The sequence below is a fragment of the Ruegeria atlantica genome, from assembly GCF_013033965.1.
GTDB classification, from domain to species: Bacteria; Pseudomonadota; Alphaproteobacteria; order Rhodobacterales; family Rhodobacteraceae; genus Ruegeria; species Ruegeria atlantica_D.
In genome coordinates, this window is record NZ_WQFE01000008.1 from 176,297 (window position 1) to 195,370 (window position 19,074).

Below are 19,074 nucleotides of genomic sequence, written 5' to 3' on the forward strand. Positions count from 1 at the left end.
GGGCGTGTTAGCAGCAGCGTACGGGCCGGGACTCCCAACAGGGTTTTGTATCGGATCGATGCTTGCGTCCGAACCGAACAAGCCACCTACCTTGCAGGCGGGTCTGGATCTTTGCAATGGAAGTGAACCGCAGGCATAGTCGGCAAAGCCAGAAATCAGAGGCCTCGAGAATGGACAGGATCAAAATTAACCTGATCGGAGCGGGCCGGGTCGGTCAGACACTTCTGAGTCTTCTCAGTACTTTGGCAGACTGCCAAATTCAGGATATCCTAAGCGCAAGTCGCAGCTCGGCAGAAAAAGCCGTTCAACGTGCCGGGGCAGGTCGCGTTGTATCCGACCTGTCAGATATGCGGTCAGCCGACCTTTGGGTTGTTGCGGTACCCGACACGCAAATCTCAATCATTGCCTCGGAACTTGCCGCGACGCAGACTGCGACAGATCAAAATCCCATCGCCTTTCACTGTAGTGGGTTTTTCCCGGCCGATGAGATGGCTGCGCTGCGCAATTTAGGCTGGCGTTTGGCCAGTGTGCATCCGGTTCTGTCCTTCGCGGACCCTGACACGGCGGCAAGTCAGTTCAAGGGAGCCTTGTGCGGCCTTGAAGGTGACGCTGATGCATTGAAAGCCCTCCAACCGTTGCTGGAGCGACTGGGGGCGAAGTGTTTTTCGATCCGCTCTGATGGAAAAAGCCTTTACCACGCTGCAGCCGTGATCTCGAACAATTTTGCCGTGGTACTGCAAGCCCTCGCGCGTGAAGCCTGGGTCGAAGCCGGAGTTGCAGGCGATGTTGTCCCATTGTTGAATGCGCAGCTTCTTGAAAGCACTGCGGAAAATGTGGTTGCACTAGGACCGCAGCAGGCATTGACCGGTCCGGCGGCGCGGGGTGACCAACGGGTCGTCACCTCTCAGGGGGGCGACGTGGCCAACTGGCATCCTCTCGCTGGAGAAGTCTATCGCGCCTTAAGCGACATGGCCGTGTCTTTGAAGAAGACCGGTTCAACCAGCACCGCCAACAGATAGCAAGAGGAATAGGTTGACCGGTCAAAGGTTAGTCGTACCTCATTTCGCTTTGCAGAAACTCGTCTGGGCTGTACACTTCTTCAAGCCTGCGACCGTTTATCCACCAGAACCGGTTACCAACATTTCGCAGAAAACTCCGGTCATGGCTGACCAGCAAACAAGACGCACCGTGGGTGATCAATTCGGCCTCCAGTGCCTCTTGGCCTTCGATATCCAAATGGTTTGTCGGCTCGTCCAACAGATAAAAGTTGGGGTTTCGGAGCCGCAGGATCAACATTGCCAGCCGGGCTTTTTGGCCACCGGACAGCGCCTCGATCCGAGTATCCTGCATTTGGATATTGATACCCGCGCCCGCCAGCAGACTGCGGGCGCGTTGATCCCCGATGTCTACCTCTGCCGTGACGGCAATCAACGGCGTGTCGGTTGCAATCAGCTGACTTAAATGCTGATCCGAATAGGCTGGCACCACCGAAGGCGCACATTTCACGCCATCCTGGGTGCCGTCCAAGGCCCGCTGCACGGCTTTGATCAGCTGCGTTTTCCCAGTTCCGTTTTTGCCAAGCACAACGATGCGCTCACCACGTGCGATCCATTTTTGACCGGTGTTGTACAGCGGCCGCCCGTCAGGCGTTTTGACAGTCAATTCGTCCAGTGTGATCAGGGCTTTGGCATGCGTGCCGCTGTTACCCAACGTGATATCACCCGCCGAACGTTCTTGATGAACAGGTCTGGCAGCGGCTTCGAGTTTGTCAGCGCGTTCTGTCAGCTGCTTGGTTTTGGTCAACAGAAGGTCAGAGCCAGAATTGATCCCGACATTCTTCAGCTTGGCAGCTTGGCGGCGCAATTGCCGGGCTTTGTTTAGGTCATTTGCCTGACGTCGTTCGTCAGCCGCGTCCGCCTCATCCAACGCTGCCCGAGCTGCGGTGAAAGGCAACTGAAACACCCGAGAGTTCTCGGGCCGCAGGAACAGGGTACGGTTTGTTGTGGCTTCAAGAAATGCCCGATCATGCGAGGTGATAATAACGGGCACCTCACGAGACAACCCTGCCAGCCACCCTTCAAGCAAAGCGATACGGTTGAGATCAAGGTGGTTCGTTGGTTCATCCAGTAGCAAAAGATCCGGCTCTGTCACCCAAACGGCCGCCAACATCGCCGTCCGCCGCCATCCTCCGCTAAGCTCCTCAAGGGGTTTGTGCTGCAATTCGTAAGGGACTTTGAGCTCATCCAGAACCACATCCACCCTCCAGCTTTCATAGTCTGCTTGTTCGGGCGGAAGAGCGGTCAGAACCCAATCGAAAAGCGTAACGGAAAGTACCTCGGGCGGGACATATTGCTTGACGTACCCGGTTCGTAAACCGCGGGCGTATGTGATTTCACCTGAGGTCTGTTCAAGTTCTCTTGCGAGGCAGGCCAGCAATGTGGACTTCCCGCGCCCATTTGCGGCAACAAGGCCTATTCTGTCACCTTTCGAGACTGTCAGGTCGAGGTCAGAGAACAGCGGTTCGCCAAGGGTCATGCCCAAAGCATTGATATTGATGATTGTCATTGGATATCTCGGGTCACAAAGAATTTGGCCGCTATGCGGCTATGGGCAGACCGTCGATAAGGATACTCTCGGGTCAGCCCTGCAAACGGATCTGCAGGGCAAAACGGGGACCATGCTGAAGTCGGCGGATGATACGCATGTTCAGCTCGTGCCCTCCCGTTGTTGAATGTGACCTTCACGCCAAACTAGGGAAGACAGTGGTTTTTGGCAAGCCTGCAGGACCTTGCACAGTTCCAACACCAAATCTCCAAAACCTGTCAGAGCGTCTCGGCGATTCTGACTAAGAGTCGCTTCAGCTGACTTTACGCCCGGCTAGGTCGTTAAGTGGGTGCTTTAGACTGATTCGGGTATACGCAGACGTTTTTTGTGTAGGTGGTCGTAGTGCGGCTTCATCCGCCGATGGACGCGGCGCACACGCTCGGGCGTATCTTCAAGATCCACGTATTTCCGCTTTTGCGGAACTAACCCGGTGGACTTGGCCAGATTGGCGTGGAACGACCCGCCATCCCACCAGCTGTGTGCGGACGGATCGCCGCCTGCCTCCCAACTCAGCGCTTTTTCGATGAAAGGTATGCCGATCGCATCGCAAAAGCGGCGCGTCACAGCGTGTAGGTTCTCCAGCAAATCATCGCTGTCGATCACGGGCGGGGTTGAACCGTTCAGTGCGTGGAGCAGATCGAAAAGCGCGCGCTGCTCGGGAAAGCCAACCTCGAGCTCATCGAACTCGGGCCATTTGTTGTACATGGACGTGATCGTCTTGGCCGGGTCACGGATCAGGAAGGCATGGGTGAAATGAGACAGGAACTCGGCGTCCCACATGTGATTGATGTAATGTGGAAAGTCCTTGATGAACACCGGACCTTGTTCCGCGCGGGCCTTAATGCCCTCCCAAACACTTTCCAATGTCAGGCCCGGTGTGGTTTTTTCACCTTCTCTGAAACGGGGCCACAATGGGTCTTCTCCCTGATACCACGCTTCGCCAAACGGTTCGTGCAAGCAATCCAGATCGCCACGTTGGCGCATCATCCATTCAAAGGCCGTCGAGGTCGAACGCGGAATAGCCCAAAGGGCAATGATCTTGTGCAATGTCATCAGCCTTTCAATGAAGACAGCAAGCTGCCTTGTTGCGTCTCCGGGGCAAGACCAAGAGACTTAAAGATCCGCCAGTACAGCGCAGTATCGTGGCCAATCACAGGTGCGCCAAGCCGTTCCTCAAGTTCGACTTCATAGTGCACAGGCCGTTGCGCAATCCCGTCCGAGGCGCGGCGGAAATTGCTCATCCCATTGATCAGATAGGCATCAACATTGGGGGCTTTGTCAGCGGTGTAATCAAAAGACTTCCAGATCAGGTCCTCGTCAAAACACCAGATGCAGTCATCGACGGCTTCCTGGCTATCGAACCAACCCTGATCGAAAAAGTTTCCGGCCCAGACCACATCAAATCCAGCTTCTTTCAGGAATCCAACTGTACCCTGATACCAGCTGTTCCGATGATAGCACGCATTTAGGGCCACTCTTTCCACATTTCGATCACGCAAAGCCTCGACCATTGCATAACCCGCCATATGAAATGGGGTTTGGTACTTCTCGCTCAGCATTTCGCAATGCTGACGAATGCCCTCGACGCCCATGTCGCTGGCATGAACCCAGTTCGAACCGACCTGCCCGCAAACATCGGCCCCATTGTTCGCCATACATTCAATAAATTCTTCCAGAAGGCCAAAGTTCTTCTTTCTCTGATCCAGTCGGTGAGCATAGTCAGGGACGTGCAACATACGACCATGTACGCCGACGCTGCGCGGGGCCATACGCAGAAAGTCCGACGGGGCGGCATCAAAGTCATGTGGTGGGCAGGTGAACCCGACCTGATGTGGGAACAGCTTGTTTCTGGGCTCTGACCAGTGAGCAGGCTTGGTATAAGCGTCCATCGCTCTCCTCATCTCGGTTTAGATGTTCTCTCTTGCTGACTATGCCTTTGGTTGACCGGGCAATCGATTGTTTTTTCGTGTCTGTCTCCGTACCTTTTTATTTGTCCAGAAGGAAACGCGCCCTTCCCTCGCTCAACCTTCAAGGTGCGGTGCAAAGCCTGCAGCGGGTGGAAAACCAAGTTTTTGCAAGCGCGCTTACTATTGGGCGATAAGATATACCCACTGCTCACGGTTTATTCACGTTGTTGTAAGCTCAAATGTCCTGGGGTTGAGGCACATTTTGGCGTCGCCTAGTGCTTAGAAGAGGCAGGCGTGCAGCGAATTCAAGGAACAAATGGAACTGAATCAGGTCAAATACTATCTAGCAGTTTGTGAAACATTCAACTTCACCAAAGCGGCCGAGAAGTGCGAGGTTTCGCAACCCTCGCTGACTCGTGGAATAAAGCGCCTTGAGGAACAGCTTGGCGGTGATCTGTTTCGGAGAGAGCGCGCGCGGACACATCTGACTGAATTGGGGCAGATGATGTATCCGGTACTCCGAAAATGTTATGAGGGTGCTTTGCAAGCAATGCGCCTCGCCGAAGATTTTTCTCAGGGTGACCGGGCATCAATTCGTATCGGTATGACGCGCGCAGTCGAAGTGGACCGGATAGTAGCGGCCATCCAGAAGCTTGTGTCAGGTATTCCGGCAACGGAACTGACCATCATGCGCGATGACCGCGACGCCGTGTTTTCAGCGCTAGAGTATGGTGATCTTGACTTTGCTGTTGCGACGGGCTGCGACGGACTTTGGGAACGTTTCGAAACACTAAACATGTTTGAGGAGCCGGTAGCTGCATTTGTGTCTGCCGGGAACCGGATTTCTGACTTGAACCGTTTCACCCTCGACATGTTGGAGGACGAAGCGCTTCTGCTGGAGCCATTCAGCGACAATGACAAAAAGCTGCTTACGCTGCTTCATGAAGTGGGCGTTTCTCCGGGAAGGATCCACACCATGACGTCAAGATGCGATACCATGAGCTTTCTGCGTGCCGATCTCGGGGTTGCCTTCCTACCCGCTGGAACACCTTGCCCGCCCGAGGTTCGTTCATTACCCGTTGAGGATTTAGACTTCAGTTGCCTGACGTCCGTGCTTGCAGTGTCAGGTCGACAGCATTCTCCGGCCGGAGCGGCCTTTGCCAAGGTTCTGCGGAAGAACGGGTCCTACCGTTCACCTGCCATGCTTTAGTTTGTCAAAAACAATAGCCAATGCGTATCGAAACCATACACGCTGAAATATTGAACATTAAGCTGTGGCGTCCGATAAGCAATCTTCGAACAAAAAAGGAAACTGGGGTGGTAACTGAGGTTGGTTTTGGGCGGCAAATGGCAGGCTCAATGTCGACCTCGTAGCGTGAGAGTGTTTGGGATGGGTATGAGTAAAGAATGGTTGCTAATAGAAAAGTCACCAAAGCAGGACAGACAGCGCGGAAAGCGTCTGAACCGCTTGGATAGCGCCAATTTCATTGGCGAATGTAAGTCAGCCGGTTTCCTTCTCGGATAGACTTATAAAAAACGTCAACACGGAAGACGCCTGAACGACGCCAATCACCGGTTGGCAACAGGTGTCATGGATCAGGTCAGATCCGGACAAGACTGACCAACAGGCAAAAAAGTGGACAAATAATGATTGAAAACCGCAAAGCGCGTCGCCGCTCGATCGCACTCAACCATAAAACTGTCAAAAATGGCAGAAAAATGATCACTTCAGCGCTGATCGGTTCAGCCGCCGGTGTCGCTTCACTGGCGATGCCAACTGACGTCCAAGCTCAGGTCGTTCCTGGCGACCCGCAGTGCACCACCAGCGGAACGACCGTCAGCTGCAGCGGAGACCTGCAAGCTGGAGTTGCGGTCGCAGAACCTGTTGAGACATTGAATGTGAACAATGTTGACGCAGAGGGAATTGCCCCGGCAACCGGAGTTGAGGGTATTTCTTTTGTTTCCGAAGCCGGGGATCTTACACTGAACGCGGATACAACCGGGTCGGGCGGGATCATTACGTCTGGCAATGGGACCCGCGGGATTATGGTGGATCATCAGGGTCCCAACGGAAATATCAACGTTTCTTCTAATGGTGATGTCAACGCGATTGGGGACGGTATTAGACTTAGGACCGACGTCGGTGATGTGACGTTGACGTCAATGGGTGATGTCACATCCATGCAAGACGAAGCGATCGACATTGATGTCGAGGATGGGAATGTAACTGTCGACTCGGTCGGAAATCTGTCAACCCAGACCGGTATGGGTGAAGAAGCCATAAGGATCGACGTCGATGGAGATGGCGATGTCACCGTAAGGTCCACGGGCAATATCACTACCAATCAGGACGGTATTGAGGTGGATGTCGATGGAACTGGAGACATCGTCATTGAATCAACAGGCGATGTTACGGCCAATTCAAATGACGGATTGGATGGCACCACCGAAGACGGCAGCATCTCCATCACTTCGACTGGGACAATACGTGCGAATGATAACGGAATCGAAGCTGACGCGGCTGGCAATATTACGATCTCATCGACGGGAGACATCAGCGCAAGAGGAAGCGGAATAGAAACCAATGTTTCTGGCGACAGCAACGTTGATGGCAATGTTAGGATAAATACCAATGGCGACATTGATGCAATCAATCACGCTCTGAACGTCAATCTAAATGGCACGGGCAATGTCGAGATTGCAAACAATGGCAACCTGAGTTCGCGCGCTGAGACAATTTTTGTTCTGTCCAACGGTGACAATGTCACCCTTCAATCCACAGGTGATGTTACGTCAGAACGGGCCAGGGGTATTGTCGTGTTTCGCTCCGATGGGGACGGCAACATCGACATCACCCAAACCGGCAACATCGTGGCTGCAGGAACAGGCATCGATGCCCAGCTCAACCCGGGTGCTGTCGGTAATATTTTGATTACCTCGCAAGGGAATGTCACAACCCAGCAAGACCTTGCGAGCGGCATTCGTGCTGTCCAAAGTGAACTCGGGGCAATCGAAGTTAACTCAACCGGTAACCTGTCGACAGCCGGCTCAGAAGCACATGCGATCCGTGCAGAGAATTTGGGGGATGCCGACGGAGATATCAGCATCTCCTCGACCGGCAATATCAACACTACCGGCGATACGTCTGCCGGTATCTTCGCGAACACGGATACCGCGACATCGCGCACGAATGTGCAAGTCATATCGGTGGGGAACATCACCACACAAGGCGTGGACTCCGACGGGATCCTCGTCAACGAAGAAGGCAGCGGTGCTGTAGCGGTGACCTCGACCGGGGATATCACCACCCGCAGCGGAGGCGCAGATGCGATCGAAATCAGAGCCAATGGTGAAGGCAACGCATCGGTCGCCTCGGAAGGGAATCTCGAAACTCAATCAACTTCCGCCAGCGGCATCAATGTGACGAAAATCGGTGGTATGGGTGATGTTTCGATCGAAACAACAGGCAACATCCAAACCACTGGTGACACGTCCCACGGTCTTACTGCCCTCAATCGGAATGGCGGCAACACGACAATCAACTCGACCGGAGTAATTTCGACATCAGGGGCATCCGCAAACGGGATTCGCGTCCAACAACAAGGGGGCTCCGGTGATACCACGATCCGGGCGGTGGGTGAAATCAGAACCTCGGGCACAATTGGCAGCGGGATTCTGACCCGGCAAACACAAGCGGTCGGGAACATTTCCGTTGAAGCGGCGGCAAACATCGAAACGCAGGGCAATCAGGCGCGCGGCATCGATGTCACAACGTTTAACGCAGTCGACGACAGTAGTGTTGCTGTCGTTGCGACCGGGAACATCGCGACAACTGGGAACGACGCCATAGGAATTCTTATCAGTGACTCGGGAGCTGGCCGCGTTGAGATCAACACCAGCGGGAATATCTCGACAAGGGGCGAAGCTTCGACCGGGGTCGTTGCTTTTCACGTCGGCGGTGGTAGTACGGCAATCACTTCGGGCAGCGATATTGTCACACAGGCAGACAGGGCAAGTGGCATTGCCGGGACGAATTTTGACGGCGAAGGTGACCTGACGATCCAGTCTACTGGAACAATCACCACTGCGGGAAGGTTAGCCATCGCAATCGGGGCGGCCAAGGAATTGGGTACCGGGAACGTTTCAATTCGCAACACAGGTCAGATTGAAACCACCGGGATCGAAGCTCGCGGGATTTTTGCATTGCGCAATGGTCTGGGAGATATCGAAGTTACGACGTCGAACACCATTCGTACAGAAGGTGCACAGGCAGATGGAATTTTTGCTGTAGGATCAAGTACCGCGCAGATCAGCAATATCTCGGTCTCGTCGATGTCGAATATCTCGACCGGGGGTTCAGGTGCCTCTGGGATCGAAGTCCGGAACTTCAGCGCCGGTAGTATCGACGTCGTGTCCACGGGTGAAATCGCGACCCGCGGCGATCAGGCAAGCGGGATTGAGGCCTTAAACTCCGGCAGCGGCGACACTGCGATCCGCGTCAGCAACAGGATTACAGCAGAGGGTGAAAGCGCCGACGGTATCCGCGTAACTGGTTCGGCTACTGATACGTCCACTGTCTCTATCTCTGGTGCAACTGTCCAAGGTGGTTCAGGGGAAAGTTCGGCCGTACGCTTTTTCTCGGCTTCGGGCGCGACGAATATTGTAAACACGACGGGTGAGGTTGTCCTTTCCTCGCTGGGTGGATCTGCTGTGATCGGAGGCGCAGGAAACACCACAATCAACAATTTCGGAACACTGACCACAACAGCCAACGGCGCCATTACGCTGGGCGAAGGTACAAATGCTTTCAACAACCAGGCAGGCGGCTCCTTCAACGCTGGTGACGTTGTAAACCTGGGCGCAGGAAACACTCTGACAAATGACGGGATGCTATCTCCGGGAGGGCGGGGAACGATCGCCACCACGAGCGTGACAGGCCGGCTGGTACAAAGCGAAAGTGGCCGCTTCGCTGTCGACCTTAACCTTGATACAGGTGCCTCGGACCGTCTGAACGTTTCAGAAACCGCTGCCCTTAACGGCACTGTTGACGTCAACGTATTGAGCGGATCGAACCGCACTCAGCAATTCACGATTTTGTCTGCCGCGGGCGGCACGACAAATGAGGGCGTGACACTGAATGGATTTACACTCAGCCCAATCCTGCAGGCTGAGCTGCAGTTTCCCAATGCAAATGACGTGGTCCTGGCGACCAACGTAAATTTCGCCGCCCCTGGTGCCGGGCTGAACGCCAACCAGCGCAGCACCGCCAATGCAATTAATGCGGCCTTTGAAGACGAGGACGAGAGCATTGCTCCGGTAACCGGTGCCTTGCTTAATGATGTGTCCAGCGCGGTGGAACTGAAACAGGCGTACGATCAGCTCGGTGCAGAAGGAATTCTGAGCAGTGAAACGAACGCATTGCTGAACGCCCAGAGCTTCACAAATCAGCTGTTTTCTTGCCAGGTGACCGGCGTGGAATACGCCGCCATCTCGGAAGGCAGCTGCATCTGGGCACGCCCTCAGACCCGCCAGTTTGATCAGGATAGCACGTCAGACTCTGTGGGTTTCGATAGCCGCACCCACGGTATCAGCATTGGTGGTCAGCTTGAGTTCCGGCCTGACTGGTTTGCCGGGTTTGCATTGGCATACGAATCCGGCAATGTCGCCTCAACATCCGGCGTTAACAGTGACTTCGACTCCTATTCAGTTGGTCTGAGCCTGAAACACACATTGGGACGGCTTGTTTTGTCTGGGGCGATCTCGGGCGGTTCGGGCGACTTCGACACGACACGCGCCGTCACTTTCGGCGGCCTCAACGCATCAAATACCTCAAATTACGACGTCGATTATCTGTCGGCACAATTGCGGGCCGCGTACTTGATTGAATACAGCGCCGGGTACCTCAAACCTATGGTGGATGCGAACCTTACACGTGTGAAGCGCAACGGTTTCACGGAATCCGGGACGTCAGCAACTGCACTGACCGTCGACAGCAACAGCGAGACCTATTTCTCGCTCAGCCCGGCGCTGGAGTTCGGTCGGGATCGTCAGATCAGCGATACACTTGCGCTGCGTGCATACGGAAAAATCGGGGCGACCTATTTCAACAATGCGGACACTTCCGTGACAGCCCGGCTCGGTGATGGGCCAGATTTCACCAACTCGGCAGCGTCCGACAAACTGTTCGCCGACGTCGAAGCAGGCGTGACCTTTTTTGCCAAAGGCGACAGGGCCGTTCAGATCGGCTACCAGGGCCGTTTCTCGGACAGCACGCGCATCAACAGCGCGTTTGTCAAAGGCAGCATCAAATTCTAAACGAATGAGCTGTTCAAACGAAAAGGTATGCGGCAAGGGGAAGGACACTTTCCCTTGCCGTAACATTTGCGCCGTCCGCCAACAAACATAACGCACAGAATGCGAAAAATCCTGCGTTCAGCTCAGGTGATGGACGAACAATTCACCGAATGCTTTGTTCCACGCACAACCCATATGACGGGCCATCTTGATGCACACGATGTGGGGGTTGGCAGAGATGGGAATGAGTAGTTCGGAAACACCCGCTACAACCGCATCGCCGAAGTGTCTGATACTCGCGCATTCGAACCTGCCTGGCAGGCCAATTTCGACTCTTCAATTCTGTCCGAAAACCATTGTTATCTGAACGGTATGGCAATGCAGGACGAGGTCGTTTGCAAAGAACTTTCAATACTGCAATTTCCCCGCCTTTCCAGTGGCAAGCTTTGGTTTTTTATTTCTGGAACAGACGAACCAGGTTGGATCGACTTATAAAAGAAAACCCTGTCCGAGCGGTTTTGCCCAGTCGCGTTTTTCTGACCAAAGACGTACATGGCATCATCACGATTGAGGATCACCGCATCGCTCATCTGTGATTGCGTTGCTGCAAGGGTTTGCGTCACATCCTTCCGTTTTGCTCAGTGAACGAACAGCAGCGAAATCAAACCCACAAGGATCAGGCTTAGCGCCCAGACCAGATCCAAATTGAACCAGCTCTTGGAGAGAAACCGCAGACCCAGCCAATGGTAAACCCCAAAGGCAAGCGAACCGCCAGAAACAGTCATCGCCAGAGTGTGGGCCAATGCAACAGCAACAGCGATTTGGGCGTGGCCAGTCATCAAATCAGAAGCAGCCGCGTGACCTGAATTGGTTTCAATCGTCTGGCATATGCCAAGGTAAATGGGCACCAGCATCAAGCCTGCGCCATGTGCCATCGCAGCCAGAAACGACCACAACGCAAGTCGAGATGGCGGAACACGCGCAAGAAACCGAGGATGGCGGCGGTTGAACAAAAGGTAGACGCCAAGCCCAATCACAAGGCACGCAGCCCCAATCTGGATTTCGCGCTGCCACTCAACGAGAAAAAGAAGCGCGGTAAAGGGAAAAAGAATGGCCGCCATCGCAAGAAGGTGCCCGGCGGCCAACGCAATCAGCGCTTTTAACAGGCTGTTGCGATTCTTGTCCATTAATGCGGCAGACACTGCCAAGGGCCAACCCATGCCCGGATTGATCCCGTGGTATATGCCAGAGGCGACTACAGCCCACCACAGGGCTGTTGTCGTGTCTATTCCGTCCACGCGTCAGACGGACGGATAGCAGAAACTATCGGTTGAACAGTCGCCACCTTCTAGGCGGATCTGGTGGCTTCGATAACCCTTTGGAAACTCGACATAGAAGTCTTTGTCCAGTTCCAATCCACCATTTTCCCCAACGTTGGCCATGACCATCTGCCCGCCTGCGTCATCGGGGTAAAACTGATCGTCCCAAGTCGAGTACAGCGAGTTGGTCCAGTAAACCCTCTTGCCGTCCCGGCTAATCTCGACCATTTGCGGGCCGTAGGCGAAACCTTTTCCGTTGGGGTGTTTTGCACCTCTGGCAATCCCGCCCAGCTCTACCTTCCCGGTCAGTTTGGGGTTCATTGGATCGGATACGTCGTATTGGTGCATTTCCCCCTGACCCCAGCAGGCGACATACAGGTACTTGTCATCCAAGCTCAAATCGATGTCGGTAACCAGTGGCGGCACTGCTTCGAAGCCTTGCAACAGCGGCGGGAGGTTCTCGGCTTTCTCTGGTCGCGGATCAATCGTGATCGTCTTCTTCGCTTCGAAGGTTCCGTCGTCCTTTTGCCACCATGTGAATATTGCACCTTGCAGATTTGTTGTATCAACAACGACACCGCAAAAGCCGTAATCCTTTGATGGATCATGAGCGGGCCGGATTTCCAAGGCCATCTGATGGTTTTCGCCCAAATCAATAGTTTGAACATTGCGGCGTTCGCGCAGGTTCCAGAAATGAATTTTGTGACCGTATTTGTTGGACAGCAAATCCTCGGCCACGATCCCGTTTTCGAATTGCGGAGGCAGCCCCCATTCCGAACTGACCATATAGTCGCGCGGAAGGTTCCACCAGAAATCATAGTGTTTGTCTTGCTCCCCCCGATCCATCTCGTAGCGGCCGAGAATATCAAAGGTTTCGCAATCCATAATGAAGATACCCGGAGGACCGTCTGTCCCGTCCGCACCGCCGCCACCAAGCGTTGAGACATAAATTCCCTCGGGGCCGCAGTGGATTGTGTGGGGCCGTGAGTACCCCGTCTTGGCAAACACTTCTTCCGGTTCGATGATTTTGTGGATTTTTGCCTTCAGCGGTTCTTTTACATCGATCACATAGATACGCGAGGACCGGATACCAGGTACGATGAGATACCTGCGCTCCAGAAATGCATGCCCGGTCAACGGTGAAAGAGCGGAAGAACAAGCGTTCCAACCAAAATGATGAAACTCGTCTCCCTTGTTGGGCATAATGAGCTTATGGACAATCTGGCTGTAAGTTTTTGAATTCGGATCAACATCCACAACCGCCAGACCATCGGGTTCTGACCCGTCCGGGCTTAGCATTAATGTAAAGGCAAGCGTTTCCGGCGGAGCCTCCATGGCAAGTTTTGGTGTTGCATGAAACGTTGGATCTGGTCTCAAGTTCATAACAGGCTCCTCCCAGGCCGCAGGCGACAATTCAAAACGTGTTGATCAGTTTTTGCCCAGATTGGAGAATGGCATATATTCAAGTTTTTTTAAATCATCCGTCAGCCCGAGTTAGGTGCGGTCACAAGTGAGTACGTGCTGCAGACCCAAATTGTTCTTGATTTTCCCCTGAGTTTATCTCATATTTCTGTCATGACAGAAATTTTTGACATAACGAAATCTAGCGCAGCAAGCCAGTTCATTCTCTATTGGGGTGATATGGGCAATCAATGGGGTGTCAACCGCTCAGTCGCGCAGATTCACGCGCTGCTCTATCTCAGCTCTAAACCTCTCAATGCCGAACAGATCGCCGAGTCGTTAGGCATTGCGCGGTCCAACGTGTCCAACTCACTCAAAGAACTTGTGAGTTGGCGGCTCATTCGTCGGGTGCCTGTTCCAGGGGATCGTCGCGAACACTATGAGGCCGAAGTGGATGTCTGGGAAATGGGGATCCGTATCGCCCAAGGGCGCAAAGAGCGCGAGATTGATCCGGCGGCACAAGCCTTGCGGGCCTGCGTGACCCAGGCCGAAACCGAAAGCGGGTTGGACCCGACGGCGTTGCAGCGGATGCAAGATATGCAAGACTTCCTGGCAACGGCCGACACATGGTTCCGCGACATGCTGACAGTGCCGCGCCCAAAGCTGGTGATGCTGATGAAAATGGGAACGAAAGTCGTTTCTCTGCTCAACTTCGCCGGAGGCAAAAAGAGCCGCTAAAAAATTTTATCTCTCTATTTCTCTATCAACGGAAATAACAGAATGCGCGCGAACAAAGAAAAAGTTACCCCGCCCGGCATGAAGCCAGCACAAACGCTATCCGATGCGGCAAACGATTGGGATGATCGGTTCAAAACCCTTCTGGGGGCCGAGGCATGGGACCGTCTTCCCAAGGCAATCCAACGCCGGTTCAGCAAGCGGCTGTTGGGTGATGCAAGCCTCGCCTATCAAGGTCGTGTGACCCAGATGCGGATGAACCCCATTGGGCGCGCGCTGGCCTTTGCGCTGCGGGTCTTAGGTGCTCCGCTGCCGTTTGATCGCACCTCTGTCGGTCGATCCGCAGTGGTCACCGTCACCGAAGATGCGGCAACAGGTGGGCAGTTCTGGATTCGGCAATATGGCCGGGCCGCCGGGTTTCCGCAGATGGTTGGCAGCTCTAAACGCTTTGCCGGGCCTACTGGATTGGAAGAGTACATCGGGTTCGGAATTGGCATCTCGCTGCGGCTCGAAAGCACAAGGACTGGCCTATATTTTGTCAGCGAACGGTATTTCCTGAAACTGGGACAACGACGGCTGCCTTTGCCGCGGTGGATCTGCCCAGGAGGGTTGATTGTCGGCCACGAGGAACTCGGGGGCGGGCAGTTTCGTTTCACCATGGAACTGGAACATCCGGTTTTTGGTGAGCTGATCTGGCAGGACGCAATTTTCCACGATGCCGAGATTGTCAGGAACATCCCGTCATGAAGGTTGTGATTATAGGCGGATACGGAGTTTTCGGATCCCTGACAGCCCAATTGCTGGCACGCGATGGGCACCAACTTTGGCTGGCCGGGCGACACCCTGAAAAAGGCCGGACTGCGGCTCAAGAACTCGGAGCGCGGACGCTGAAGTTGGACATCCACAATGCTCCAGAGGCGCTGTTTGACGTTAAGCCGGACGTTGTTATCGATGCTGCGGGACCGTTCCAACATTATGGCGACGACCCATATCGAGTCCCAAGGCTATGTATTGCCCATGGCTGCAACTACCTTGATCTGTCGGACAGTGCCACATTCACAAAAGGCATCAACGGCTTGAACACCGAAGCAACGGCTGCAGGTGTTTTCGCACTTTCTGGTGCATCCAGCGTGCCTGGTCTGTCCTCCAGTATCGTTGATGACTTGATCGAGGATCTGGAAGAAGTCGACCTGATCGACATCGCAATCCTGCCCGGCAATCGCGCGCCGCGCGGTATATCCGTTATCAAGAGTATCTTGAGCGGCGTTGGAAGGCCGTATCAAGTGTGGCGCGAAAGCACCTGGCAGACCGCCATCGGCTGGACGGATCGCAAGGCGTATGAACTGGAGCCGGATATGATGCGCATTGGATACAGCGTTAACGTTCCCGACATCGCGCTTCTTCCGGGCAGGACGGGCGCAAATAGCGTCATGTTTCGCGCGGGCCTAGAACTTCCGGTGATGAACTGGGCCTTAGATTTTTTGGCCAGAGCGAGGCAGTATTGGCGCTTCGAGTTGCCCGAAACGGCATATTCCGCGCTCTACCTTCTTTCCAAAGCGCTCTATCCCTTCGGGAGCGACCGTGGTGGCATGCAAGTACGTGTTTCAGGAGATCTCAACGGCCAACGCGTAACCCGCAAGTGGACTCTGATCGCTGAAAGGGGATGCGGCCCCTTCGTGCCTGGGGTCATGTGTCGCGCAATCCTGCGAGAACACAAAAACATCAATGCGGGCGCACGACCTTGCCTGGCAGAGCTTCCAAGGACCTTGATCGAAAACGCAATGGCGGATCTGGAAATCCATACCGAGGTCATCGAACTGTTTGAACAAGGTGCAGCTGACCCAATGGGCGGTGCGCAAACTTCAATCACATCGGCTTTGCCGCCAATGCTGCGCTTTGACGACAAATCGTCGACATCGCGCAGGATTTACGCGAAGCGCGGATAGGCGCAACCCTCAGAGGAAATCACCGCCTGCGAAAAGTGGTAACCACGCAATCGGGTGTTGACGAGTGATACTCCAATCGAAACACCCTGCCTGCCGCGGTCAAACCGCGTCGAGCGCACTGCCTTTTTCAACGACGCCTTCTGAAACCCACGTGTCGAACTGACTCAGCACTGCGTCAACGAACGCCACGTCGTTGATATGAGCTGCAACTTCAGTCACCGGAGTTACGGTCGGCATGATCTTGCGAGCCTCGTCTATCATGGCCTCGCGCGCCTCGGCATCGTAGGCATCGCCTCCGATCCGGTCCCATTCTTCAATGCCCTCAAGCGGCAGAAAAAAATGTGCCGGAGCGGTGGACGCCGACAGACGGTCTGCCATTTCCCGGATCGTAGCTCTGCGCTCTTCGGCGTTGAACACCGCGCTTTTGATCAGGCGGTTATGTTCATGGAAAGGGCGGTCTGCATATTGATCGGGGATTTCTTGCCAACCGGCAAAATCCAAAAGGTCCAGCGCCCCCGGTGCCACCATCTGTGGGACACCCGCACGCCCGGCATTGGTCAACCGGTCCTGCCCCGAGGACACCAACGATCCTGCCAGCATGTTGGCGAATTCTTGCATGCAGAAATCCATTACACAGCAGAACGCACCCTCACCCGCAAGTTTCTCGAAGGCCATGCCGCCCATGCCCGTTGAATGAAAAACAGCCACTTCGTAACCCCGTTCTTCCAACGCAGGTTTCAGAGTTTTCATGTATCGCAGACAGGATGAACCCAACGAGGTCATTCCGATCATCGGGCGATCACGCAGGGGGCGCTGAACGGCCCGGGCAGCGCCCAACACAGCGCCTGCAGCCTGGCTCAGCGATGAACGGCAAACCGAGTTCATACCATAAAGCCCGCCTGCCCACAGGATCATCTGAATATCCGGTGCCAAACGATGCGGTGGGATCAACGGTGAGAAACTGACGGTCGAGACGATGTACTTCGGCACACCCATCGGCAAAGCCTGCGCGCAATCCAGCGCCAGATCAGTACCCATCGTGCCACCGGTTGCCAGCATCGCGTCAAACCTGCCTTCGGCGTAGACCTGCGCCACAACCGCTGCTGCGCCGCGTGACATCACGCGAAATGCTTTGTTTTCGTCACCGAGCGCGATCACCTCATCTATGGTCATACCACCGGCCGCAGCAACATCATGTTTGGAAATGCCCGTGGGCGTGGTCGGATCCCCAAGAACCGAGACATCCATGGTCAGCACATCGCCACCCTGCGCCTTGATGCACTCTTCGATGTACCGCATCTCGGGGTCTTTGGTGTCATACGTGCCGATCAGCAAAATCGTTTTTTTGCCCATGGTTATCTTCTCCTCCAAGGTCTTTGTCTTACAGCTGAATCCAGGCCGTTTTCAGATCGAAGTACTTCTCCATTGCGTGCAGTGACTTGTCGTGACCATTGCCCGACTGCTTTACTCCGCCCAAAGGCACTGTGCCGTCCGCGCCGCCATAAGTATTGACGTGAACAACGCCCGAACGGATGCCCGCCACCATGCGATGCGCGCGGCTCAGGTTGGAAGTCCACACACCTGCGGCCAGCCCATAAATACTATCATTGGCCAGGCGCAGAGCTTCGTCCTCATCTTTGAAGGACGTGACGGCGAGAACCGGGCCGAACACCTCATTGCGAAATAGGTTATCGGTCGGTTTGACCCCGTTCATAACGGTAGGCGCCATATAGTAGCCTCCGGTTTCGGTCAAAATACGATTGCCACCGGCGCGAAGCTCGGCACCCTCTGCTTCAGCCTTGTTGACGAATTCAAGATTGCTTTCGAGTTCCGGCAGCGAATGCACCGCACCGATCTGGCTGCTCAGGTCCAGCGGATTGCCGACACGGAAGGCCTGAGCGTGTTTGACAATCTCAGCAACGAAGTCTTCGTGAATGTCCTCCTGCACCAGCAAGCGCGATCCCGCGACGCAAATCTGACCTGAATTCCGGAAAATACCTGCGGCAGAGACCTTGGCAGCCCGCCCGAGATCGGGGGCGTCATTGAACACAATATTGGGGGATTTGCCGCCCAGTTCCAGATAACAGCGTTTCAGGTTCGAGCGCGCCGAGTATTCCAATAGCCGCCGACCCGTCACACCGGACCCGGTGAAAACCATGACGTCTACATCCATCGAAAGTGCCAGCGTCTCGCCAACCACACTTCCCTTGCCGGTAACAACGTTCAGAACACCATCCGGCACACCTGCCTCAAGCGCCAGTTCCGCCAACCGCAGAAGGGTCAGAGAAGCCGATTCCGCGGGTTTCAGCACGACTGAGTTTCCTGCGGCCAACGCCGGAGCGATTTTCCAAGCCCCGATCATCATCGGCATATTCCAGGGTACAATCACCCCCACGACGCCTACCGGAGCGTGATGCACAAGGCCTAGCACGTTTTCCGCTGTCGGCGCGATCTGACCATAGATCTTGTCGATGGCTTCGCCGTAATAGCGCAACGTACCTGCCGCCGACATCGGCTCGGCCTTCATGGCCATGTTGATCTCGGTTCCATTGTCCCGCACGCCCAAAACGGCCAATTCCAAAGCGTGTTTTTCGATCAGATCCGCCAGTTTCAACAACACCTTTTTGCGCGCGGCCGGCGCGGTGCGCGACCAGCGACCGTCCTCGAAAGCGGTGCGCGCTGCCGCAATCGCCCGCTCCATATCCGCAGGAGTCCCCTCGGCTATTTGAGTCAGGATCTGACCGTCGATTGGAGACATAACATCCAAAAGCCCGCCTTCAGCGGCGGCGTGATGACACCCGTCAATCAAATGGCTGCGGGCAACCAAGGGCTGGCCGCGCAGCGCGTCGATGGCTAGTTGGTCCATGG

The 19,074-nt window shown here is 54.8% G+C and carries 14 protein-coding genes and 1 pseudogene; 7 read left to right on the plus strand and 8 right to left on the minus strand.

All coding sequences use genetic code 11. The annotated features are described in order from the left end of the window. Window positions 1–116 precede the first annotated feature (116 nt). Window positions 117–1,019, plus strand: a complete 903-nt coding sequence (locus tag GOW16_RS15280; RefSeq protein ID WP_438826272.1) for a Rossmann-like and DUF2520 domain-containing protein — start codon at window positions 117–119, stop codon at window positions 1,017–1,019. 28 nt (window positions 1,020–1,047) lie between these two features. Here GOW16_RS15280 and GOW16_RS15285 read toward each other — a convergent pair whose 3' ends face one another. The 3 genes from GOW16_RS15285 to GOW16_RS15295 all read right to left on the minus strand — a co-directional run bounded on the left by GOW16_RS15285 (window position 1,048) and on the right by GOW16_RS15295 (window position 4,493). Beyond that, window positions 1,048–2,565 carry an ABC-F family ATP-binding cassette domain-containing protein gene (locus GOW16_RS15285; RefSeq protein ID WP_170416500.1) on the minus strand — a complete coding sequence of 506 codons (1,518 nt, stop codon included), beginning with the start codon at window positions 2,563–2,565 and terminating at the stop codon, window positions 1,048–1,050. A 333-nt stretch (window positions 2,566–2,898) separates the two neighbouring features. Beyond that, window positions 2,899–3,657, minus strand: a complete 759-nt coding sequence (locus GOW16_RS15290) for a sulfotransferase family protein (protein WP_254429801.1) — start codon at window positions 3,655–3,657, stop codon at window positions 2,899–2,901. Further along, window positions 3,657–4,493, minus strand: coding sequence for a hypothetical protein (locus GOW16_RS15295; protein ID WP_170416502.1), 837 nt, complete (start codon window positions 4,491–4,493; stop codon window positions 3,657–3,659). The genes GOW16_RS15290 and GOW16_RS15295 overlap by 1 nt, the downstream gene beginning before the upstream one ends. Window positions 4,494–4,827: 334 nt before the next feature. Here GOW16_RS15295 and GOW16_RS15300 point away from each other — a divergent pair, with 334 nt between their 5' ends. From GOW16_RS15300 to GOW16_RS23100, 3 genes and pseudogenes are all read left to right on the plus strand, one after another. Beyond that, a complete protein-coding gene (locus GOW16_RS15300; RefSeq protein ID WP_170416504.1) occupies window positions 4,828–5,721 on the plus strand; it encodes a LysR family transcriptional regulator in 894 nt (297 codons plus the stop codon). Window positions 5,722–6,230: 509 nt separating this feature from the next. After that, entirely contained in the window at window positions 6,231–10,826 is a 4,596-nt protein-coding gene (locus GOW16_RS15305) for an autotransporter domain-containing protein (RefSeq protein ID WP_170416506.1), read from the plus strand. Between the two features lie 264 nt (window positions 10,827–11,090). After that, a pseudogene (locus GOW16_RS23100) lies at window positions 11,091–11,135 on the plus strand (hypothetical protein); the annotation flags it as partial. 29 nt (window positions 11,136–11,164) lie between these two features. Here the strand turns inward: GOW16_RS23100 and GOW16_RS22835 are convergent. The 3 genes from GOW16_RS22835 to GOW16_RS15320 are packed head-to-tail and all read right to left on the minus strand — an operon-like array spanning window position 11,165 to window position 13,507. Continuing rightward, window positions 11,165–11,428 (minus strand): hypothetical protein, encoded by a 264-nt coding sequence (locus tag GOW16_RS22835; RefSeq protein ID WP_254429802.1) that lies wholly within the window; start codon window positions 11,426–11,428, stop codon window positions 11,165–11,167. Between the two features lie 15 nt (window positions 11,429–11,443). Next, window positions 11,444–12,103 (minus strand): hypothetical protein, encoded by a 660-nt coding sequence (locus GOW16_RS15315; RefSeq protein WP_170416510.1) that lies wholly within the window; start codon window positions 12,101–12,103, stop codon window positions 11,444–11,446. Window positions 12,104–12,106: 3 nt separating this feature from the next. Continuing rightward, on the minus strand, window positions 12,107–13,507 hold the full coding sequence (locus tag GOW16_RS15320; protein WP_170416512.1) for a selenium-binding protein SBP56-related protein: 1,401 nt from the start codon (window positions 13,505–13,507) through the stop codon (window positions 12,107–12,109). Between the two features lie 192 nt (window positions 13,508–13,699). Here GOW16_RS15320 and GOW16_RS15325 point away from each other — a divergent pair, with 192 nt between their 5' ends. From GOW16_RS15325 to GOW16_RS15335, 3 genes are read left to right on the plus strand one after another with little or no spacing between them, the layout of a single operon-like run. Beyond that, complete coding sequence (locus tag GOW16_RS15325) at window positions 13,700–14,263, plus strand: GbsR/MarR family transcriptional regulator (RefSeq protein WP_170416514.1); 564 nt, start codon at window positions 13,700–13,702, stop codon at window positions 14,261–14,263. 42 nt (window positions 14,264–14,305) lie between these two features. Then, window positions 14,306–15,007: a DUF4166 domain-containing protein gene (locus GOW16_RS15330; protein ID WP_217354635.1), complete on the plus strand. Its 702-nt coding sequence runs from the start codon at window positions 14,306–14,308 to the stop codon at window positions 15,005–15,007. Further along, window positions 15,004–16,206 (plus strand): saccharopine dehydrogenase family protein, encoded by a 1,203-nt coding sequence (locus GOW16_RS15335; RefSeq protein WP_170416515.1) that lies wholly within the window; start codon window positions 15,004–15,006, stop codon window positions 16,204–16,206. Before GOW16_RS15330 ends, GOW16_RS15335 begins: the two co-directional genes overlap by 4 nt. A 99-nt stretch (window positions 16,207–16,305) precedes the next feature. Here GOW16_RS15335 and GOW16_RS15340 read toward each other — a convergent pair whose 3' ends face one another. After that, complete coding sequence (locus tag GOW16_RS15340; protein WP_170416517.1) at window positions 16,306–17,559, minus strand: Tm-1-like ATP-binding domain-containing protein; 1,254 nt, start codon at window positions 17,557–17,559, stop codon at window positions 16,306–16,308. Window positions 17,560–17,587: 28 nt separating this feature from the next. Beyond that, a complete protein-coding gene (locus tag GOW16_RS15345; protein WP_170416519.1) occupies window positions 17,588–19,072 on the minus strand; it encodes an aldehyde dehydrogenase family protein in 1,485 nt (494 codons plus the stop codon). Window positions 19,073–19,074: the final 2 nt, after the last annotated feature.

Coding starts and splice junctions, on each gene's coding strand:
- GOW16_RS15280 (WP_438826272.1), top strand. CDS start 117: ATGGAAGTGAACCGCAGGCATAGTCGGCAAAGCCAGAAATCAGAGGCC.
- GOW16_RS15295 (WP_170416502.1), bottom strand. CDS start 4,493: ATGGACGCTTATACCAAGCCTGCTCACTGGTCAGAGCCCAGAAACAAG.
- GOW16_RS15320 (WP_170416512.1), bottom strand. CDS start 13,507: ATGAACTTGAGACCAGATCCAACGTTTCATGCAACACCAAAACTTGCC.
- GOW16_RS15330 (WP_217354635.1), top strand. CDS start 14,306: ATGCGCGCGAACAAAGAAAAAGTTACCCCGCCCGGCATGAAGCCAGCA.
- GOW16_RS15340 (WP_170416517.1), bottom strand. CDS start 17,559: ATGGGCAAAAAAACGATTTTGCTGATCGGCACGTATGACACCAAAGAC.
- GOW16_RS15300 (WP_170416504.1), top strand. CDS start 4,828: ATGGAACTGAATCAGGTCAAATACTATCTAGCAGTTTGTGAAACATTC.
- GOW16_RS15345 (WP_170416519.1), bottom strand. CDS start 19,072: ATGGACCAACTAGCCATCGACGCGCTGCGCGGCCAGCCCTTGGTTGCC.
- GOW16_RS15335 (WP_170416515.1), top strand. CDS start 15,004: ATGAAGGTTGTGATTATAGGCGGATACGGAGTTTTCGGATCCCTGACA.
- GOW16_RS15325 (WP_170416514.1), top strand. CDS start 13,700: ATGACAGAAATTTTTGACATAACGAAATCTAGCGCAGCAAGCCAGTTC.
- GOW16_RS15305 (WP_170416506.1), top strand. CDS start 6,231: ATGATCACTTCAGCGCTGATCGGTTCAGCCGCCGGTGTCGCTTCACTG.
- GOW16_RS15290 (WP_254429801.1), bottom strand. CDS start 3,657: ATGACATTGCACAAGATCATTGCCCTTTGGGCTATTCCGCGTTCGACC.
- GOW16_RS15285 (WP_170416500.1), bottom strand. CDS start 2,565: ATGACAATCATCAATATCAATGCTTTGGGCATGACCCTTGGCGAACCG.